Below are 19668 nucleotides of genomic sequence, written 5' to 3' on the forward strand. Positions count from 1 at the left end.
GTAAGCGCTAACTCTGTTCGACAGGAGATTGCCATGGGATTCTGGGAAAAAATGCTGGGTGACCGTCATGGCGGCGGTCATCACGAAAGCAAACGAAGCAACCACGGTAGCAGCGCTCACCATGCTTCACGCAATAGCTTGCCGCCGTACCGAAGTAGTCAACCGCTGCCGGCGAGCGCCATCACCGCAGCCTGTCCGAAGTGCCGCGCATTCGGTGCACCCGGCGACCACTTCTGTCAGCAGTGCGGCAGCGCGCTGGTTCCGCTCGCGTGTGGCGCGTGCCGGTCTGAGGTTCCTATCGGCGCGCGGTTCTGCCAGCAGTGCGGAACGCCGGTGACGGCACTCGGTTAGCACGCCACACGACAACCCTACGCAGCAAAAGACGGGCAGCCTGCGCTGCCCGTTTCCGTTTTCCGGCCAGTGTTTCAGCCTGCGCCTCAACAACCAGCATGCGCAAATGCGCCGTTCTGAGCGACCGGGCTTGCCGCCTCGCGGCCATCACGACCATTAAGCGCGGCCCTCAACGTCTCCGAAGGCCGCACACCGAACAATTTCCGGTAGTCCGTGGCGAATTGGCTCAGATGCCAGAAGCCCCATGCCGCGGCCACATCCTGAACCGAGCGCGCTTCGCGCCCTGCGTCGCACAGGTCGCGCCGCGCACCGTTAAGCCTGATCGTGCGCAGGTAGGTGGCCGGCGCCATGCCGAGCACATCCTGAAAGCAATACTGCAACGTCCGCCGGCTCACATGCAGCCGCTCGCACAACTCGGGCACATTCACCGCACGCTCGCGATTGGCCAGCACATAATCGCGCGCTTCCGAGACGATCCATTGACGGCGCGGCCGCGTCGGAATCGCCATCGGTTCGCCAGAGGTGAGCGAACCCAGGTCGAACAGCGAGGCAAGCACCGAGGCCTGCAAATTGTTGCGGGCAAACGCCGACAACGAGGCGGTGCTCGCCGCGCTTTCGTCGAGGATATCCCGCAACGATGCGCATAAGCGCTCCTTGCGCGCGAGCCCGATCGGCATGACCTCGGTATTCGGCAGATGATCAGCGAGACCAATCTGCTCGACCTCAGCGGCATAGCGGCGCAATACCTCGCCCTTCACCACGACGCCGAAAATCTCGAAGCCCTCCGGCGTGATCAATTCGAACTCGACGCCGCCCGGCCGGCATGCAAGCGAATCATGCGCAATGACGCTGGCATCGACGCGTCCGGTGTGCTGCGCATGCGTCGGAATGCCGAACCAGTATGCGTCCGACTGGACCTCGCAGGTTTGCCGCAAAGTGTGGCTCGTCGTTTCGCAGAACACCTGCATGTGATCGAGAAACAGCTCCGTGATCGTGCCGGTGAAGCGGCCGGCGGTCAGTTGATCGTAGGTTTGGCTCCAGCCGTGCAGGTTGCGAGCCTGTTCGTCGGCATCGTGGGCGACGCAGGTCTGGACGCGAAAACCTGACGCCGCATCCCGTGCCTGCGCGCTTGCCTCGCCGGCAACGAGTGAGTCGGCAGCAGGTTCAGCGCAGGAAAAATCGATCGTCATACCGGATCTGCCAGAAAGCGGGTTCACGCAGTGAATGGAATGCCGTGAGCGAACCACTATAGCGCTTCAAAAAGCCCTGCCGCGCAAGGCCCCGAATCCGGTACACGAACGCAAGTCTTATGCCGAACGCGTCCCGTGCCGGGTTTGCCGCGAGCCGCCCGCCGATTGTTCAGTTATTGAGCACCCTGCGCGTGGGCTGTTCAGAATCGGTACGTGTCGCACTGAACACCTTGAACAGCTTGAGCGCGGCGATGCCCCGTTGGTGCCCACCGGGCCAGCCCGGCTCACCAAACGCGTGCATTGGCACGTTTCTGGCGTATGCGACAGGCGGCAAGCGGAACACCGCGCCGGGTACCGACCATTCGAACATGTGAGGAGCACACAGATGAATCACGCAGAGATGCAGTTTCTGACCACCGAATTCCCGTACAAAAAGCAGTATGCGAACTTTATCGGCGGTGAATGGGTAAAGCCGGTTGGCGGCGAGTATTTCGACAACATCTCGCCCATCACAGGTGAACCGTTCACCTCGATCCCGCGTTCGCGCGAGGCCGATATCGAACTCGCGCTCGACGCCGCGCATCGCGCCAAGGCCGCATGGGGCAAGACCTCCACGACCGATCGCGCCAACATCCTCAACCGCATCGCCGATCGCATGGAGGCGAACCTGCAGCGTATCGCCGTCGCGGAAACGATCGACAACGGCAAGCCGTTGCGCGAAACGATGGCCGCGGACATCCCGCTCGCAATAGATCACTTCCGTTATTTCGCCGGCTGCGTGCGCGCCCAGGAAGGTTCGATCTCCGAGATCGACGACGACACGATTGCCTACCACTTCCACGAACCGCTCGGCGTCGTCGGCCAGATCATTCCGTGGAATTTCCCGATCCTGATGGCAGTCTGGAAGCTCGCGCCGGCGCTGGCCGCCGGCAATTGCGTCGTCCTGAAGCCGGCTGAGCAAACACCCGCCTCGATCCTCGTCTTGCTCGAACTGATTCAGGATCTGCTGCCGCCCGGCGTGGTCAACGTCGTGAACGGCTTCGGTCTTGAAGCGGGCAAGCCACTCGCGTCGAACAAGCGCATTGCGAAGATTGCCTTTACCGGTGAAACGACGACCGGCCGTCTGATCATGCAGTACGCAAGCCAGAACATCATTCCGGTGACGTTGGAACTGGGCGGCAAGAGCCCGAATATTTTCTTCGCGGACGTCATGGATCACGACGACAGCTACTTCGACAAGGCGCTCGAAGGCTTCGCGATGTTCGCACTGAATCAGGGTGAAGTCTGTACCTGCCCATCGCGCGTGCTGATCGACGAGAAGATTTACGACCGCTTCATGGAGCGCGCGCTCAAGCGCGTCGCTGCCATCACGCAAGGCCACCCGCTCGACAGCAAGACGATGATCGGTGCTCAAGCCTCACAGGAACAGCTTGAAAAGATCCTGTCGTATATCGATCTTGGCAAGCAGGAAGGCGCACAGTGCCTGATCGGCGGCGAGCGCAACACGCTCGAAGGTGAGCTGAACAAGGGCTATTACGTTAAGCCCACCGTGTTCCGTGGCCACAACAAGATGCGCATTTTCCAGGAAGAAATCTTCGGGCCGGTGGTGTCGGTGACGACCTTCAAGAGCGAAGACGAAGCGCTGGAAATCGCCAATGACACGCTGTACGGTCTCGGCGCCGGCGTATGGTCGCGCGACGGCTCGCGCGCCTATCGCATGGGACGCGGCATTCAGGCGGGTCGCGTATGGACCAATTGCTATCACGCGTATCCGGCGCACGCGGCGTTCGGCGGCTACAAGCAATCGGGCATCGGCCGTGAGAATCACAAGATGATGCTCGACCACTATCAGCAGACCAAGAACCTGCTCGTCAGCTACAGCCAGAAGCCGCTCGGCTTCTTCTGATCGAGGCGTTCCTTGTGAGCGGGCCGCGCGGTGCGGCTCGCTCTTTCATTAAGCGAGGAGTCGTCATGGCAGGCAAGGAAGTAGAACGCGTGATCATCACGCCTGCAGCGGCGGAGTTGATCGAAAAGCTACAGGCCGAACATGGGCCGGTGCTGTTTCATCAGTCGGGAGGATGTTGCGACGGCAGCGCGCCAATGTGTTTTCCAGTAAACGATTTTATGGTTGGCTCGTCCGACGTGAAACTCGGCACGATTGCGAGCGTGCCGTTTTATATGAGCGAATCGCAATTCGAGTACTGGCAGCACACGCAATTGATCATTGATGTGGTGCCCGGCAATGGCGGGATGTTTTCGTTGGAGCGACCTACAGGATTGCGGTTTCTGACGCGCTCGCGGCTCTTTGAAGACGATGAAAACGCGTGGCTGGAAACGCATCCGGTTGAACGAGCGGATGCGTGAGGGAGCGCTATTTTGGCGCCGCGGTGACGGCCGGCGTTTGCGGCGCCGCTTCAAGCAACGCGTCGCTATCGTCTTTCAGCCCCACTCCAGTCAGACCCAGACGGCGCGCATGCGTGAGCAGATAGTGCAGCTTGTGCGCCGCTCCCGCATAACTCAGCCCCTCGGGTCTCACGTTCGAAATGCAATTGCGCTGCGCATCGTTGCAGCCCACTTTAGGCGCATACGTCAGATAGATGCCGAGACTATCCGGCGAGCTCAACCCCGGGCGCTCGCCGATCAGCATCACCACGAGCTTCGTGCCCAGCAATTCGCCGATCTCGTCGCCGAGCGCCACCCGTCCTTGCCGTGCAACCACAACGGGACCAATCTTCCAGTCCGCGAGCTTCGAACAGACAGCCTGCAACAGCGGGATCGACTGCTTTGATGCTGCGAATGCCGACAAGCCGTCGGCGATCACAAACACCACTTCCGGCGGCTCGATAGCCGCTTGCGCAAGCGCCGCGCGGCTCTCGTCGGACAAACGCCGACCGAGGTCCGGACGCCGCAAATAATGCTGCCGGTCGGGCGCTGCGCTATGCACATCGAGCGTCGTGAAGCCATTGGCGCGTAATTGCTCGTGCAGCACCTCGACATCGAGCGGCTGATGCACGGCGTCCCGCGCTTGCGCATGCGAGAGATTGAAGGCGAGCAGCGGCGCGGTCGGCAAGCTGTTGCCGGCGCGGCCCAAGGCGATGCGCGCATTGGTGAATTGCCGCAATGCGCTCCATGGATTCTTCTCGAGGAAATCCTTGCTCATACGATGCCCATCCACTCGCGCGCGCCTTCCAGCAAAGGCTGCCGTGTCGCGCCGTTCAGCAAGATACCGCGCGTATCGGTGATCTGCATCGACTCCAGCCACTCTTCGAATTCGGGTGCGCGTCTTAGACCCAATACGTCGCGCACATACAGCGCGTCATGGAATGAGGTGCTCTGATAGTTCAACATCACGTCGTCCGCACCCGGCACGCCCATGATGAAGTTGATGCCCGCGACGCCGAGCAGCGTCAACAGGTTGTCCATATCGTCCTGATCGGCTTCCGCGTGATTCGTATAGCAGATGTCGCATCCCATTGGCACACCGAGCAGCTTGCCGCAGAAGTGATCTTCGAGACCGGCGCGCGTGATCTGCTTGCCGTCATAGAGATACTCGGGGCCAATAAAGCCGACCACCGTATTGACGAGGAACGGATTGAACTTGCGGGCCACCGCATAGGCTCGCACTTCGCAGGTCTGCTGGTCGACGCCATGATGCGCGTTTGCCGAGAGCGCACTGCCCTGCCCGGTTTCGAAATACATCACGTTATTGCCGACCGTGCCGCGCTTCAGTGACAACGCGGCCTCATACGCTTCCTGCAGCAGCGCGAGCGAAATGCCGAAGCCGGCATTCGCTTTCTCCGTCCCGGCAATCGACTGAAACACCAGGTCGACCGGCGCGCCCTTCTCGATGGCCGCGATCATGTTGGTCACATGAGTCAGCACGCACGATTGCGTCGGCACCTGATAGCGCTGCCGGAAGTCGTCGATCATCAGCAACAGCGTGGTGATTGCAGCGAGGCTGTCGGTGGCGGGATTGATGCCGATCATCGCGTCGCCGCAGCCGTACATCAGGCCGTCGAGCATCGAGGCGGCAATGCCCTTGACGTCATCCGTCGGATGATTCGGTTGCAGGCGCACCGACATATGACCTGGCAGGCCCACCGTATTGCGAAAACGCGTGATCACCGGACGCTTGCGCGCCGCCGCGATCAGGTCCTGGTTGCGCATCAGCTTCGACACCGAGGCGACCATCTCCGGCGTCAGTCCCGCGGTGATGCGCGTGAGCGCCGCGGCATCCGTCTCGCTGCTGAGCAGCCAGTTACGAAAATCGCCTACCGTGAGATGGGCGATTTCGGCGAAGGCCTCGGGCGAGTGATCGTCGATCGTGAGGCGCGTGACTTCGTCGCTCTCGTACGGAATCAGCGCCTCGTTGAGGAAGGTGCGCAGCGGTACCTGCGCGAGCGCCATCTTGGCCGCAACGCGTTCTTCCTCGCTGGCCGCCGCCACACCCGCGAGCTGGTCGCCCGAGCGCAGCGGGCTCGCCTTCGCCATCAACGTTTTCAGATCGGCAAACCGGTAGGTCCGGCTGCCGACGATCTCCGTATAGCTCATCTCTACGACTCCGTCGCCGCTGCTCGCGCAGCGGCTTGATCCGTCATTCTTCGAGTAACGCGTCCGCTGGGGCGACTTCGCGCTGGTGACGCGTCAGCAGGAAGTAGACGTAGCCGAGCACCAGAAAAATCGCGAAGACAAACGCCACCAGCAGGTTGAAGTAGACCATCGTCGCCAGCGAAATCACCGCGGCCACCAGCGCGAACGCCGGAAAGAACGGGAACAACGGCGCGCGGAACGGCCGCTCCATGTTCGGCTCGGAGCGGCGCAGCTTGAACAGCGCCAACATGCTGACGATATACATCACGATAGCCCCAAACACGGACATCGTCACGATGTTCGCCGTCAGCGTCTGGCCGGCGAACTGGATCAGCTCGTCGCTGTAGATCGCGGCAATGCCGATTACGCCACCAGCGAGAATCGCCCGATGCGGGGTCTTGAAGCGTGGATGAACCTTGGAGAGCCACTCCGGCAGATAGCCGGCCCGGGCCAGCGCGAAAATCTGCCGCGAGTAACCGAGGATGATGCCGTGAAACGATGCGATCAAGCCGAACAGGCCAAGCCACACGAGCATATGCATCCAGCCGCTGTGCTCGCCGACGATGTATTTCATCGCTTGCGGCAGCGGGTCGTTGATGTTCGAGAGCTTGGTCCAGTCGCCGGCGGCGCCCGCGAACACCATCACGCCGATCGCCAGCACGACGAGCGTCAGGATGCCGGTCACATAGGCAATCGGAATGGAGCGCTTCGGGTTTTTCGCTTCTTCGGCGGCCATCGCCACGCCTTCGATAGCGAGGAAGAACCAGATGGCGAACGGAATCGCCGCGAACATGCCGTGGAACGAGCCCATGCTGAAGCTATCCGCACCAGCCCAGCCGCCCTTCGTGAAGTTGGCCCACTGGAAGCCCGGCGACACCACACCCATAAACACCAGCAATTCAAAGATCGCGAGGACGGTGACGAACAGTTCGAAAGCCGCCGCAATCTGCACGCCGACGATATTCAGCGCCATAAAGACCAGATACGCGCCCATGGCGGCGTGTTTCGGTTCGAGCCCGGGGAACTGGACGTGCAGATACGCACCGATGGCAAGCGCAATGGCCGGCGGCGCAAACACGAATTCAACCAACGTCGCGGCACCTGCGATATAGCCGCCCGTCGGACCGAAGGCGCGGCGCGCGTATGCAAACGGGCCGCCCGCTTGCGGAATCGAGGTGGTGAGTTCCGTGAAGCTAAAGATGAAAGTGGTGTACATCGCGGCGATAAACACCGCCGTGAACACGAAACCGAGCGTGCCCGCGCTCGCCCAGCCGTAGCTCCAGCCGAAGTATTCGCCTGAAATGACGAGGCCGACTGCGATCCCCCACAACTGCCATGTGCCGAGCGTCTGCTTCAGCTCGTGATGCGTCACCTTGCCGATGTGCTGGCCTTTCGACTCTGATTTCATTGGAAGCTCCCAGGATTGGCCGCTTGTTGAGCTGCGCGCCGCACGGTGCGGAGCAAAAGCGGTCAGGCTTGAGCCGATGGTAGTGAGCCATTAATCGAGGTGTTATCGAAAATCGGCAAAGATCGTCAAGCGGAGAGATATTGCGGCTTTATCTTGGACAGGATGATTTTGTTGCAGTGCGACACGGAATTGCTCGAATTATGCTGAAGCTGAACTCGTGAAATCCGCAGGATTTGGTAAAGCCGTCCATGCTACCTTGACTCCTGCTCAACGCCTGCTCTGTTTGCCACCCACATGAACGACCCTAGTCACCGGGCACGCTACGAAGCGCGTTTGAACCGCGTGCTCGACCATATTTACGATCACCTCGACGAGCCGCTCGATATCGACCGGCTCGCGGAGATTGCGTGTCTGTCGCCCTACCACTGGCACCGCATTTATCAGGCGATGTACGGCGAAACGGTGGCTGCGACCGTGCGCAGGTTGCGCTTGCATCGCGCGGCGGGATATCTGGCGAACGGTTCGATGCCGATTGCGCAGATTGCCGAACGCTCGGGGTATAGCAGCTTGCAGTCGTTTTCGAGGACGTTTCGGGCGATGTTCGGCATGCCGCCGGCGCAATATCGCAAGCAGGGTACACATAGCCGGTTTCGGCCGGTGCGATCAGGAGACGATGAAATGGCAATGCGTGAAGTGGTGATTCGGGATGTGCCGGCCATGCAGGTTGTGACTGTCGATCATCTCGGTTCGTATATGCAGATCGGCAAGGCCTTCGATGCGCTGATGGGATGGCTTGCCGCGCGAGACCTGTTTTGTCCCGAGATGCGGATGATCGGAATTTACTATGACGATCCGGGGTCAGTGGCCGAGGCGGCCTTGCGCTCGAAGGCCGGCGTGGTGCTGCCGCGCGCGGTTGAGGTGGCTGCGCCGGTTTCATTGACGCCCTTGCGCGGCGGACGGTACGCGGTATTGCGCCATCAGGGACCGTATGCGGATATGGCCGCGGCTTATCAGTGGCTATATGGGGAATGGCTGGTGCAGTCCGGGCACGAGGCGGCGGATGCGCCTGCCTTTGAGGAGTATCTGAACAACCCTAAAGACACCGCGCCGTCCGATCTGCTGACGGAAATCTGTTTGCCGTTGGCCTGATGCTTTGGACGCGTTCGAGCATGCGCTTGCCGGGCTTTTACGCGGAGTGAATGCAGCGAACGCGTGCCTTGTCTTTGTTTTTCTCTGTATACATATATATACGTAGTAATAGTTAACAAAGACGGGCGCTTTCTGTGGATAACTCCAATCTTCATTGGTAGATCAAGGCCCTAGGGATTCCATAACCCTTAGGGCGGATCGTGAACAGACATCCTGAGCCAGGGACAACTTTTGAGGCGTCGCGGAGCTGCGGCGTCTTATCAAAGTTCGGCCCACAGGAAGTTAGGGGCCTTATCCCGCAGTTGTCCAGAAGCGGATGTGGATAACTCGCCTCTTGCTACCGGCTCCTGGCTGTTCTCGTCTCTTCCAGCGCCGGCGCAATCGCAGCCACGAAGATTTCCGTCACCGGTGGCAGGGTTCTGCCTCGTTTCTTGATGAGCGCAATGGGACGTACGAAGCGGGGATCGTCGATGACGCGTGCGACCACGCTCGACTCGGCAAGAATCTCGCGCGACGAGCGAGGCAGGATCGTCAGTCCCAAACCTGCGCGCACCATCGCGACCGCGGTCATCATGTAGGTGGGCTCGCAGGTGAGGACGGGCGCCACGCCCGCCTGTTCGAATGCGGCATCGACGACAGCGCGCACACTCGTACCCGCCGCGGTCAGCACGAGCGGATGACCCTCAAGGTTTTCCAGCGTGATGCGGCGCTTGCGCGCGAGCGGGTGACCGGCTGGACAAACGATGCAAAGCCGGTCCTCGCCGGCATGCAGCACTTCGAGCGAAGAATCGACCACCTCGCCGCCCGTTAGCCCCAGATCCACCTCTTCGCTGCGCACCAGCCGATTGACGACGCTTGCCACCACATCGCGAATGTCGAAGGCCGCCCCCGGCACCTCGCGTCTGAACTCGCGCACGAAGTCCGGCAACAGGCTGGCGGCGAACGACGGCAAGCAGGCAATGCGAACCGTACCGGTCGAGCCATCGCTCAATGCGCGTGCGTCGAGCAGCACATGCTCCATCTCCCGCAGCGATTTTTGCAGGACCGGCAGCAGTTCGCGGCCAACCGGCGTCAGCGCGACGTTACGGCTGTTGCGGTCGAACAGACGCGCACCCAACGTCTCCTCGAGCCGGCGAATCTGCACCGTCAAGGCGGGCTGGGACAGATGCAGCCGCACGGCGGCGCGCGTAAAGCTGCCCGCTTCGGCGACGGCGATAAAGGCGCGAATTTCGCGAAGGTTCAGATCCATTACGAAGTGTGATTGCTGCGATCAAATCATTTCAATTGCTCTATTTATGTATGGAACCTACGCTTGTCGGTACTAAAAGACAAGATCGGAGACATACACGTGCTGCCACTATTGGGTCTGACCACCATCGTCGTCCTGCTCGCGGCGATCCTTTCCAAACGGATGTCGCCGCTGGTCGCGCTGATCGTCGTGCCGATTGCCGCGTCGCTGATTGGCGGTTTCGGGCTGCAAACCAGCAAGTTCGTGGTCGAAGGACTCAAGAGCCTCGCCCCCGTGGTCGGCATGTTCGTGTTTGCGATTCTCTACTTCGGCACGATCACCGATGCCGGCACGCTCGACCCGATCATCGATCGCATCCTCCGGACTGTCGGCACCCGGCCGACACGCATCGTCATGGGCACGACGCTGCTTGCGCTGCTGATCCACCTCGATGGTTCGGGCGCGGTGTGTTTTCTCGTCACGATCCCGGCGATGCTGCCGCTCTACGACCGCCTGAACATGGACCGGCGCGTGCTGGCCGCGGCGGCATCGATGGCGGCGGGCATCAATTTCCTGCCGTGGACCGGGCCGATGATCCGCGCCTCGGCTTCGCTGCATCTGCCGATTGCCGCGCTATTCAACCCGCTGATACCGGTGCAAATCATCGGCCTCGTGTTTGTGTTCGGGATGGCGTTCTGGCTCGGCCGCCGCGAAGAAAAGCGCCTCGGACTGACGGCAGCCGCGGGTAATGTGCCGATGCCGCAGCGCGAACTCAGCGAAGAACAGAAGGCACTGCGCAGGCCACGTAACTTCTGGTTCAACATCGTGCTGACCGTGATCGTGTTGGGCTCGATGGTTGCGATGGGTGAGAAGGTTCCGCCCGCGCTTGTTTTCATGGTGGGACTGTGTGTGGCGCTGCTCGTGAACTATCCGAATGTCGACATGCAACGCCAGCGAATCGATGCGCATGCACGCGCTGCGCTGATGATGGCGGGGATTCTGCTCGCTGCTGGCGTGTTTACCGGCGTGATGCAAGGCAGCGGCATGCTCAAGGCGATGGCGCAAACGGCTGTGGGTTTCGTGCCCGCCTCGATGGCCTCGCATATTCCCGTGGTACTCGGTCTGGTTTCGATGCCGCTTAGCCTGTTGTTCGATCCGGACTCTTTCTACTTCGGCGTGTTGCCCGTGATTGCAGAAGTGGCAGGCCAACTGGGCGTTCCCGCCGTGAAGATCGGCCAGGCGGCGTTGCTTGGCCAGATGACCACCGGCTTTCCGATCAGTCCTTTGACGCCTGCGACCTTCCTTGTGTGCGGGCTGACCGGCATCGATCTCGCGGACCATCAGAAGTTCACGTTTCCCCTCCTGTTCGGCGCCTCGATCGTGATGACGATCGCTTGTGTCGCGTTGGGCATTTTTCCTCTTTGATCGAGTTGACCTGCAATGAATACAGCGAGTCCTCAGCGGGTGGTCCGGATCGGCGCCGGCGCCGGCTATTCGGGCGACCGCATCGAGCCTGCGGTAGAACTGGCGACGCACGGCGCGCTCGACTATCTTGTGTTCGAATGCCTGGCTGAGCGAACGATTGCGTTGGCGCAGCAGGCGCGACGCCATGATCCCGAGAGCGGGTATGACCCGTTGCTTGAAGCGCGCATGCAGGCAGTGTTGCCGGTTGCGAGGCGTAATGGCGTGCGGATCGTCTCCAATATGGGCGCGGCGAATCCGTTGGCTGCGGCGCGCAAGACTGCTTCAATCGCTAAAGCACTTGGGCTTGGCGGTTTGAAGATCGCGGCGGTGACAGGCGACGATGTGCTCGACGTCGTGCGGCGTGGCGACTACCGCTTTGAAGAATCCGGCGACGCAGTTGCCGCCTTCGACGAGCGCATCGTATCGGCGAACGCCTATCTTGGCGCTGCGCCGATTGTGGCAGCGCTGGAGGCTGGCGCGGATGTCGTGCTGACCGGACGCGCCGCCGATCCGTCGCTGTTCACGGCGCCGTTGATTCATGAGTTCGGTTGGAGCTTCGACGATTGGGACCGGCTTGGGCAAGCCACTGTGATTGGGCATCTGATGGAGTGCGCTGGGCAGATTACCGGCGGGTACTTCGCTGATCCGGGCTTTAAAGACGTTGCAGGTCTCGCGCGGCTAGGGTTTCCGATTGGCGAAGTGTCGGCGGACGGCTCGGTGGTTATCACCAAGGTCGAACATGCGGGAGGCTTCGTGACGGCAGCGACCTGCAAGGAACAACTGCTCTATGAGATCCACGACCCGCAGCGCTATTTACAGCCTGATGTGGTGGCCGATTTTACCCAGGTGAAGATTGTGGAAGAAGCGAAGGACCGCGTGTGGGTTGCGGGTGGACGAGGCACGCAGCGTACCGGGACGCTTAAGGTGTCGGTGGCTTATGTTGATGGCTATATCGGCGAAGGACAGATTTCTTATGGCGGCCCAGGCGCGGTTGCCCGCGGACGGCTCGCGCTGGATGTCGTGCGCGAGCGACTGGCGATCACTGGGGTGGACGTGAGTGAACTGCGCCTGGATTTGATTGGCGTGGATTCGCTGTATGGCTCGACGCTTGGCGGTGGATCCCCGGAGCCTTATGAAGTGCGCTTGCGTGTGGCGGGGCGGACGGTTTCTAAGGCGGAAGCTGTGCGGATCGGCAATGAAGTGGAAACGCTTTATACCAATGGCCCTGCCGGCGGCGGCGGTGTGACTAAAGGCACGCGCGAAGTTGTCGCGGTGCAATCTGTGTTGTTGCCGCGGGATCTTGTGAAGCCCACCTTCGAGATCGTGGAGGCCTGAGATGAAACTGCGAGAACTCGCGCATTCGCGGACCGGGGATAAAGGCAATACGCTAAACGTATCGGTGATCTGCTATGACGAGCAAGATTATGCTCACTTACTTTTGCATGTCACGGCTGAGCGGGTCAAGGCTCATCTAGGCGATGTCGTACATGGCGAGGTGATTCGCTATGAGTTGCCGCTGATCCGTGCGATGAACTTCGTTTTAAAGGATGCGCTCGGCGGCGGCGTCACGCGTTCGCTCGCGCTCGATGCGCATGGGAAATCGCTTAGCTCGGCGTTGCTCGATCTGGAGATACCGGCGCGGCCTTGATCTGTGGGCGGGCGTCCGATGGTTGAGGGTGGGTCAACGCATCGTAGTCTTGCTTGCGAAGCATGACACCGTTCCGCATTCATTTCGAACATGCTCGATAGATATGAGCGTTGACAGAGGTCGGGGGCTCGACTATTGTCACCTCGCGGGACGGCGGGTCAAGCTTGCCAAGGACCGGGCAGTCAACGTTCCAGGCACTACGGGGCTACCCCGTGGATCAGCATCATCTCCGCAGTTCGTCGCATGAGCCTCGCTTGCGCGTTGCGCAAATATGCTCACGCAGCACCAGACGTGTTGACTCGCCGGCCCGCCTCATTTCACGCCATGCGCTTATCTCCTCTGCAAAAGATCACCTACGCCATCGCCGATGCCATGCTTGCAGGGCCGGCGGAACCCGACTCGATGGTCGAGCGCATGAGCGCTTCGTTAGGTGTCCGGTCAGATTGGATGGTGGGCCTGGCGCGCAGGGTGGCCAGGCGCTTCGGGGCACGTTGGGATAGCGTCGAGAGTCACGAAGTGTCGATGATGGTGGCGAAGACGGCGGGATTCGTTGCTGCCTGGCGTAGCGATGCGCGGCCTTTCGTCGTGCGCGTGCTAAGGCGTACTCCGGCGCAGAAACTGCCACCGCCACGGTTGCGTGACGTTGCGTTGCCGCAGTTGCCGACGCTCGGCGATCTCGCCGCGTGGCTGGAAGTCGAGGATGCTGAGCTGGATTGGTTTGCGGATCGGTGGCGAGTGATGCCGCATGGTGCGGATACGCCGCTTCATCACTACACGTACAAGGCGATCGAGAAACGCGATGGCCGCTGCCGGTTGATCGAGATTCCGAAGTCGCGCTTACGCAGTTTGCAGCGCAAGGTTCTGCACGGCTTGCTTGAACGGGTTCCGATGCATGATTGCGCGCATGGGTTTCGCAAGGGGCGAAATACCGTGTCCTATGCGGCGCCGCATGCTGGGAAGGCTGTGGTGGTTCGCTTTGATCTGGCGGATTTTTTCGCGTCCGTTCATGCTCCGCGCATCCATGCACTGATGCGGACGTTGGGGTATCCGCTGGAAGTCGCGCGGGCGCTCACTGCTATTTGCACGAATCGGGTTCCTAGTGCGCGTTTACTGGCTGCGGATGTACGCGACAAGATGGACTGGCTGGAGCGGCAGCGGTACCGGACGCGGCATCTGCCGCAAGGCGCGCCTACGTCGCCGGCGCTCGCCAATCTGTGTGCTTATCGGCTTGATGTGCGGCTTGAGGGGCTGGCGCGCTCGGTTGGAGCGAGCTATACGCGGTATGCGGATGATCTGGCGTTTTCAGGGGGTGAAGATTTGGCGCGTGTGATTGAGCGGCTTCAGATTCGGGTGGCTGCGATTGCGCTCGAAGAGGGATTCTCGATTCAGTTGCGTAAGACGCGCGTGATGCGACGCGGCGCCAGGCAGCACCTGGCTGGGGTGGTGGTGAACCAGCATCCGAACCTCGCGCGAAACGAGTTCGATACGCTCAAGGCGATTCTGACGAATTGTGTCCGCTATGGCGCCGCTTCGCAAAACCGAGAGGGGCATGCGGATTTTCGTGCTCATCTGCAGGGACGCGTCGCGCAGGCGGGCATGTTGAATGCGGCGCGGGGGGCGAAGTTGAAGGTAGTTTTTGAGCGGATTCGGTGGGAGGAGGTTGGTGCGGGTGAGGGAGCGTAGGGCAGGAACCGGCCTTCATCGAGCGGCATAGAATGCCCTTCTTCCTCTACTCGGCCACCAACACGGGCTTGCCGTGCTCCTTCTCCAGCTTTCTAGGCAAGCTAACCATCACGAGATAGATGCGGACAAGCAAGCCGATAAACCAAAGAGACACGGGCATACCCAACACCGCCAAAGCGAACAACACACCGTTCGTCCCGAAGTTCGACGACAACAGCCGGCCCAGTATCAGATAGAACGGCGCAATGCCAAAGGCGATATAAGAATAGATCTTTGGAAACGGCGACCGTTCTTTATTGAGCTGCTCGAACAATGTCATTCCGGCTTGGGTTCGATAGCGAAGATCGGATTCGCTCTCATCGAACGCCTTTCCGACGAACGAGGTAGTCGTGATCGTGTGCATTACCGTTTGCCTCGACATGACAACCCAGTAAAGCGTCAATGCAATGCCGCCCAGCAGCCCCGGCCATCGGAGAACGAGCGGCATCGGCGCAAACACGAAGTAGTAGAAGTACGCGAATATGCCGAAGAAAAAATAGGCCGCAAATATCGCGATCGATAGTACAAGCCCGCATACCCACACGAGGTTCGTGCGACGGTACATCCTGGAGATAGCCAACGGTACCAGGAAGCAAACCAATGTAACCAGCAGCCCGATTTTCCACGGCCATCCGGATACCGAAAGATCGTCCGCATACGCCGCGTATGAAACGCCGGTGCCTAGTAGGGGCAAGAGCAGGCTCATTGGCGCCGCTTTCTTCGTCATTTCCCAAACCGCGTCTTTCGCTTCGGCTTGGGACTTCGTCATCGATTGCGCTTTCGGCATCTAGGCTTGTTTTCCGTTGGATACCCTGTCACGGCATATACATCATCGGGTACCCATCATAGTCTTTGGGCATGGACTTTTCCAGGTATTCGGCCGCGTGCTTCATCGACTCGCCGATCGAGCGAAACCACGAAGTGACATGCCCCGTGGCGTTGGTTTTCTTATCGATCCAGTCGAGCCCGTAGCCCACTGCGATCGCTACAACAATGGTTCCCACCACGATGGCCGCGACCGGCAAGGCGACGGTGCCCGCGAGGCCGGCCACAATGGCGCCGACCGCAACGGAGGCAATGGCCGCACTCAAACCAGCCTTAACCAGGTCAATGCCAATCTTGGCCAGCAAGTCCGCGAAGTCCTTCTTTCTCTTGCCGTCCGGCCCGATCTGCTCGTAGTCGTGCAGCCATTCTGCCGTATCGAGCACAATGGTAAAAATCAGCGCGATCAAGCCGGCCTTCTTGAACGCGCCTTTCGACCCTTCCCAGGCAGCGGCTGCGGCCGACTCGGACGTGCCCGCGCCGCCCGCAATGGTCAGCACTTTCTCGTTCTTCACGCCGTACCTCGCCGCCGTCACCAGCTTGCGCAATCTCGGGTTGCCGGAGAAAACGACATATGTCCGTTCCCCCACGTTCTTGTGGACGACCTTCGTCAACCTGAACGTCTCTCCCCAGAGTTCCTTGATCCACTCCTTGTTGTCGTTCAGGAACGCGGTGGTACCGGCGAGTTGCCCAATGAGCCAGTTACGCGTGGCGATCTTGTTAGTGTCGATTGCCGTTTCGTCCGAGCCGCCCGCGGCCAATGCATCCGCGACCTCTTTTGGAATCGAGTTCTTGTCGACTTCGAAGACATGCGCTTCCTGCATCGGCTCGACTGTGGTGCCGGACGTGAGTTTGATCGGCAACGGGCATGTCCAGAGCTGGTTCGCCTGAAGCGGATCTAGCGGAGATGAGCTGCGCAAATAATCAGGAACGGGCGCTTGCGGGTACGCAAACAACGGTGAGACGCTCGTCGGCTTCGGGGACGTAGAACTGGTCGGTGGATGCGTGGCCTGATTCGTACCGATCGCGATGATGATCGGCTCCGGCTTGGTTTTCGGCGACGGGTCGACATTCGTCAATCCGAACATCCGCATCGAATAGTTCTGATACACCTTGCCGTTCTGCTTGAGTATCAGATGTCCCTTGAAATCGCGGCTGATCCAGATGTGATAACGCTGGCCGTCCTGAAACTGCCCCTGCTTGACGCGCTTCTTCTTGGCTACGTCGTAGATCCAATCCTCGGTTGCTTCGACCGTGTAGGTAGCGCCTTTTTTCACCTGGATATCGAATATCACGTCGCGGTGCTTGCGAAGCAGTACGGTGAGATCCGTTTCAGCCCAACATTCGACTGGTTCTCCGGGCAAGTCGATGCAGACAGTGTGTTGAATCAGGGGACGATCGCCCATTGTTATTCTCCGCTTCGCTTGACCTGGTCTGCCACGAACTTGCCGAAATCGATGCCGCTGAGTTGTCCCTTGCCCTCGCCATCGAGAACGACGTTATGCACCGTGCCGTCCTCCGACGCGAGCTTGATCGCTTCACCTTCAGGCGCGTTGCCATCCGCATCGACATAGCGGATTCGCATATCGGCCTTCTTGCCTTCCATGTTGTACGTCTGGTCGAGGCTTGTCGGTCCGCTGAACGAATGCTGGCTACCCTTGATGTCGATCTTGCCCGGCGCGTGGATTTCAATGCTGCCGTCCTTGAGCCGAATGTATGCACCGCCCGATGTGAGCAGGATCTCCTGCTTCGCTGCGGCATCGATCTTGTCGGTGGCAGACAGTACCCTCAGGGTTTTTTGAGCAGTGAGTTCGAGGTTATCCGACTGCGCCTGGATCTCGACCTTGCCTTTCGCCGCGAAGAGCTTCATCCCTGCATTCTGCACAAACAGGCTGATTTTCTCGCCGACACTCGCGAGCAGGGATTTGCCCGTCGCGATATGGGTGCTTTGGCCGCTGACCACATTGACATGCTCGGTTGCTGCGATGTGAACGGACTTTTGCGTGGACATCGCGAGGCCTGCCGGCGTCGCGAACAACATGATCGGTTCCTTGAACGCGTTCGCGTTGCCGGTCCCGCCGCCCGCCGTGTTGCCGCCTGAGCCTGTTGCGCCCGACACGCTGTTCTTTGTCGCATCCGTAAACGACTTCAACGAGTCGTACCCATCCTTCAGGCTCTCCGCCTGATGTGTCTCGCTCGCCTGTGACAGCGCCTCGATCGCGCTTTCCGAGTTCACCAACTGGCTGCTCGCGTTGCTCGCATCAAGCGGCTGGCTCGCCGTGCCGCCGGTGGGATGCGTCGAGACGTACAGCCCCTGGCCGGCCCGGATGGCGCCGTACGCATCCGACTTCAGGTCAAACCCGCTGCCCAGATATGCGCCGCGTGCGTTGTCGGTCTGTGCGATCAGATATCCCAGATGCAACTGTGCATTCGTGCTGCTGCTATAGAGCTGCACCCGATTCTGCCCGGTCGCATCATCCATCACCATCTGGTTGTAACCGCTGCCCTGGTACTCCTTCGACTTGTACCCGGAGAGGATGCCGTTCGAATGCCAGTTGGGCGTTTTCGCACCGTTGTACACCCGTCCGACGACGACCGGCCGATCACAGTCGCCGTCGACAAACGACACCAGCACTTCCTCGCCGATCCGCGGCACATGCACACCGCCGTATCCGCCACCCGCGCTCGACTGCGCCACACGCATCCAGCACGACGCCTTCTCGTCGCCCGGGTTCAGGCGGTCCCAGTGCATCTGCACCTTGATCCGGTTGAGCGGGTCGGTGAATACCTCCTGGTCCGCGGGGCCGACGACCGTCGCGGTCTGCAGATACATCTCCGGCTTGTGGTGTTCCAGCGGGCTGCGAAACGGGACGGCTTTGCGTTGAGCCTCCACAGTGGCCATGAAGAAGCCTTCGCTGCCGTCGCTACCTTTGACCGTCAGCGCCCCATGCTGCGCGCGGGCGGCGGCCAGCGCACCGTTCAGGCTATGCGGAAAGTCGGTGGTGCCGCTCGAGGCCGGCAGGTTGTTCTCCACCATCCATTCGACGCTGATCACAGCAAACTGCCGCTCCTGCTGGCTGCCGGCGCCATGCTCAGGGTGGTCGACGAGTTCGAACCATCGGCCGGCGTCGATGCGCCGGACCGCGCCCACGCCGTGGAAGCGCTTCGCCCGCGACTCCCACTCTTCCATCCGCACCTTCGATAGGTGGTCGCCGCGGTCCTGCTGCGCATACGTATAGGCGCCGGTGTACTCGTAGACCTCGGCCTGCTGCGGCAGGTCGCCCTGCGTGGTCAGCGTCGGAACAGTCGTTCCCTTCGGGTTTGCGGGTGACGATGGCGCCTTGTAGTCGAACGTGCGCGTCGTAAGGGTCGTGCTCTGCAGGGTGCGGGTGCCGCTCCATTGCACGAACGCGTCGGTTTCGCTGTTGGTACCGGACCGGTAGAAGTTTACTGTCTGCGGTGACAGCGGCTGCAACGTATCGAGATTGTCGGTGACGACCAGCGTATGCGACTTGCCGTCGGCGGCCTGCTCGAAATAGACGAACAGCCCCTCGCCCTCCATCAGCCGGTGACAGAAATTCCAGTCGTCCTCGTACTGCGCACAAAATGATCGTTGCGGCAGCGGATTACGCAATGCAAACCGGAACGCACCTTGTGCCTGCGGATGCATATTGAATACATCGGTGAGAATCTCGTCGGCCGATTTATCCTGCCAGATCCGTGCATCTTTGCGGAAACGCAGAAAATGCATCCACGAAGCGAAGGCGATCTGGTAACTGGTTAACGCGCTGTCGGAACCCAGACGGCGGACGGTGTGAACATAACCGTGACGCGGAGTGTACGACTGGTCTGATTGCTGCATCCACAGCGTGACCGGCTGCGCAATCAGCTTCTTCAGTTCGATGCTGTCATTGGTGGAGACGACGTCGAGTGTGAAATCGTAGTGACGGCCAAGCCTGGAATGGCCCACCAGCCGCTGCGGGAGTAGGACGTTGCTGCCCAGCGGACTGTCCAGTTTCAGCATGCGGTCTGTTTGCGCGAGTCCGCCAGTTATCGCACCGATCAGGTCTTGCGCTCCCATACCGCCTCTATTTAT

Annotated in this window: 16 protein-coding genes; 8 read left to right on the forward strand and 8 right to left on the reverse strand. The window is 60.5% G+C overall.

The annotated features are described in order from the left end of the window. Nucleotides 1–51: 51 nt before the first annotated feature. Nucleotides 52–351 (forward strand): double zinc ribbon domain-containing protein, encoded by a 300-nt coding sequence (locus AC1ECK_RS03435; protein ID WP_480316463.1) that lies wholly within the window; start codon nt 52–54, stop codon nt 349–351. Nucleotides 352–437: 86 nt separating this feature from the next. On the opposite strand, the gene AC1ECK_RS03440 is transcribed toward AC1ECK_RS03435, so the two are convergent. Then, complete coding sequence (locus AC1ECK_RS03440) at nt 438–1541, reverse strand: helix-turn-helix domain-containing protein (RefSeq protein ID WP_480315880.1); 1104 nt, start codon at nt 1539–1541, stop codon at nt 438–440. A gap of 385 nt (nt 1542–1926) precedes the next feature. Between AC1ECK_RS03440 and adh the strand changes: the two genes are divergently transcribed. Both adh and AC1ECK_RS03450 read left to right on the forward strand, forming a co-directional pair. Further along, nucleotides 1927–3447, forward strand: a complete 1521-nt coding sequence (adh, locus tag AC1ECK_RS03445) for an aldehyde dehydrogenase (protein ID WP_480315882.1) — start codon at nt 1927–1929, stop codon at nt 3445–3447. A gap of 65 nt (nt 3448–3512) precedes the next feature. Further along, on the forward strand, nt 3513–3905 hold the full coding sequence (locus AC1ECK_RS03450; RefSeq protein ID WP_480315884.1) for a DUF779 domain-containing protein: 393 nt from the start codon (nt 3513–3515) through the stop codon (nt 3903–3905). A gap of 7 nt (nt 3906–3912) precedes the next feature. On the opposite strand, the gene eutC is transcribed toward AC1ECK_RS03450, so the two are convergent. Genes eutC through eat form a run of 3 tightly spaced genes read right to left on the reverse strand, consistent with a single transcriptional unit; the run spans nt 3913 to nt 7539 of the window. Continuing rightward, nucleotides 3913–4701: an ethanolamine ammonia-lyase subunit EutC gene (gene eutC / locus AC1ECK_RS03455; RefSeq protein WP_480315886.1), complete on the reverse strand. Its 789-nt coding sequence runs from the start codon at nt 4699–4701 to the stop codon at nt 3913–3915. Then, the gene (locus AC1ECK_RS03460) at nt 4698–6092 is read right to left on the reverse strand and encodes an ethanolamine ammonia-lyase subunit EutB (RefSeq protein ID WP_480315888.1); all 1395 of its coding nucleotides are present in this window, start codon (nt 6090–6092) and stop codon (nt 4698–4700) included. Before AC1ECK_RS03460 ends, eutC begins: the two co-directional genes overlap by 4 nt. A 43-nt stretch (nt 6093–6135) precedes the next feature. Then, a complete protein-coding gene (eat, locus tag AC1ECK_RS03465; RefSeq protein ID WP_480315890.1) occupies nt 6136–7539 on the reverse strand; it encodes an ethanolamine permease in 1404 nt (467 codons plus the stop codon). 294 nt (nt 7540–7833) lie between these two features. On the opposite strand from eat, the gene AC1ECK_RS03470 reads away from it, so the two are divergent. After that, nucleotides 7834–8688, forward strand: a complete 855-nt coding sequence (locus AC1ECK_RS03470) for an AraC family transcriptional regulator (protein WP_480315892.1) — start codon at nt 7834–7836, stop codon at nt 8686–8688. 337 nt (nt 8689–9025) lie between these two features. Here the strand turns inward: AC1ECK_RS03470 and AC1ECK_RS03475 are convergent, their stop codons facing one another. After that, entirely contained in the window at nt 9026–9937 is a 912-nt protein-coding gene (locus AC1ECK_RS03475; protein WP_480315894.1) for a LysR family transcriptional regulator, read from the reverse strand. A gap of 99 nt (nt 9938–10036) precedes the next feature. On the opposite strand from AC1ECK_RS03475, the gene AC1ECK_RS03480 reads away from it, so the two are divergent. From AC1ECK_RS03480 to AC1ECK_RS03495, 4 genes are all read left to right on the forward strand, one after another. Beyond that, nucleotides 10037–11341: a CitMHS family transporter gene (locus AC1ECK_RS03480; protein WP_480315896.1), complete on the forward strand. Its 1305-nt coding sequence runs from the start codon at nt 10037–10039 to the stop codon at nt 11339–11341. Nucleotides 11342–11356: 15 nt separating this feature from the next. Next, complete coding sequence (locus tag AC1ECK_RS03485; protein WP_480315898.1) at nt 11357–12715, forward strand: acyclic terpene utilization AtuA family protein; 1359 nt, start codon at nt 11357–11359, stop codon at nt 12713–12715. A gap of 1 nt (nt 12716) precedes the next feature. Next, nucleotides 12717–13028, forward strand: a complete 312-nt coding sequence (locus AC1ECK_RS03490) for an AtuA-related protein (protein ID WP_480315900.1) — start codon at nt 12717–12719, stop codon at nt 13026–13028. Nucleotides 13029–13685: 657 nt separating this feature from the next. Further along, the gene (locus tag AC1ECK_RS03495; RefSeq protein WP_480315902.1) at nt 13686–14711 is read left to right on the forward strand and encodes a reverse transcriptase family protein; all 1026 of its coding nucleotides are present in this window, start codon (nt 13686–13688) and stop codon (nt 14709–14711) included. 46 nt (nt 14712–14757) lie between these two features. Here AC1ECK_RS03495 and AC1ECK_RS03500 read toward each other — a convergent pair whose 3' ends face one another. Genes AC1ECK_RS03500 through AC1ECK_RS03510 form a run of 3 tightly spaced genes read right to left on the reverse strand, consistent with a single transcriptional unit; the run spans nt 14758 to nt 19653 of the window. Next, nucleotides 14758–15519 carry a hypothetical protein gene (locus AC1ECK_RS03500; protein WP_480315904.1) on the reverse strand — a complete coding sequence of 254 codons (762 nt, stop codon included), beginning with the start codon at nt 15517–15519 and terminating at the stop codon, nt 14758–14760. A 46-nt stretch (nt 15520–15565) separates the two neighbouring features. Beyond that, nucleotides 15566–16978 carry a hypothetical protein gene (locus AC1ECK_RS03505; protein WP_480315906.1) on the reverse strand — a complete coding sequence of 471 codons (1413 nt, stop codon included), beginning with the start codon at nt 16976–16978 and terminating at the stop codon, nt 15566–15568. A gap of 2 nt (nt 16979–16980) precedes the next feature. Next, nucleotides 16981–19653, reverse strand: a complete 2673-nt coding sequence (locus tag AC1ECK_RS03510) for a type VI secretion system Vgr family protein (RefSeq protein ID WP_480315908.1) — start codon at nt 19651–19653, stop codon at nt 16981–16983. Between the last annotated feature and the right edge of the window lie 15 nt (nt 19654–19668).

The sequence above is a fragment of the Paraburkholderia sp. SSBN10T genome, assembly GCF_056619545.1.

Excerpts from the sequence above, each read along its gene's own strand:
- AC1ECK_RS03435 (WP_480316463.1), top strand. The coding sequence starts at position 52 with ATGCTGGGTGACCGTCATGGCGGCGGTCATCACGAAAGCAAACGAAGC.
- AC1ECK_RS03440 (WP_480315880.1), bottom strand. The coding sequence starts at position 1,541 with ATGACGATCGATTTTTCCTGCGCTGAACCTGCTGCCGACTCACTCGTT.
- adh (WP_480315882.1), top strand. The coding sequence starts at position 1,927 with ATGAATCACGCAGAGATGCAGTTTCTGACCACCGAATTCCCGTACAAA.
- AC1ECK_RS03450 (WP_480315884.1), top strand. The coding sequence starts at position 3,513 with ATGGCAGGCAAGGAAGTAGAACGCGTGATCATCACGCCTGCAGCGGCG.
- eutC (WP_480315886.1), bottom strand. The coding sequence starts at position 4,701 with ATGAGCAAGGATTTCCTCGAGAAGAATCCATGGAGCGCATTGCGGCAA.
- AC1ECK_RS03460 (WP_480315888.1), bottom strand. The coding sequence starts at position 6,092 with ATGAGCTATACGGAGATCGTCGGCAGCCGGACCTACCGGTTTGCCGAT.
- eat (WP_480315890.1), bottom strand. The coding sequence starts at position 7,539 with ATGAAATCAGAGTCGAAAGGCCAGCACATCGGCAAGGTGACGCATCAC.
- AC1ECK_RS03470 (WP_480315892.1), top strand. The coding sequence starts at position 7,834 with ATGAACGACCCTAGTCACCGGGCACGCTACGAAGCGCGTTTGAACCGC.
- AC1ECK_RS03475 (WP_480315894.1), bottom strand. The coding sequence starts at position 9,937 with ATGGATCTGAACCTTCGCGAAATTCGCGCCTTTATCGCCGTCGCCGAA.
- AC1ECK_RS03485 (WP_480315898.1), top strand. The coding sequence starts at position 11,357 with ATGAATACAGCGAGTCCTCAGCGGGTGGTCCGGATCGGCGCCGGCGCC.
- AC1ECK_RS03490 (WP_480315900.1), top strand. The coding sequence starts at position 12,717 with ATGAAACTGCGAGAACTCGCGCATTCGCGGACCGGGGATAAAGGCAAT.
- AC1ECK_RS03500 (WP_480315904.1), bottom strand. The coding sequence starts at position 15,519 with ATGACGAAGTCCCAAGCCGAAGCGAAAGACGCGGTTTGGGAAATGACG.
- AC1ECK_RS03505 (WP_480315906.1), bottom strand. The coding sequence starts at position 16,978 with ATGGGCGATCGTCCCCTGATTCAACACACTGTCTGCATCGACTTGCCC.
- AC1ECK_RS03510 (WP_480315908.1), bottom strand. The coding sequence starts at position 19,653 with ATGGGAGCGCAAGACCTGATCGGTGCGATAACTGGCGGACTCGCGCAA.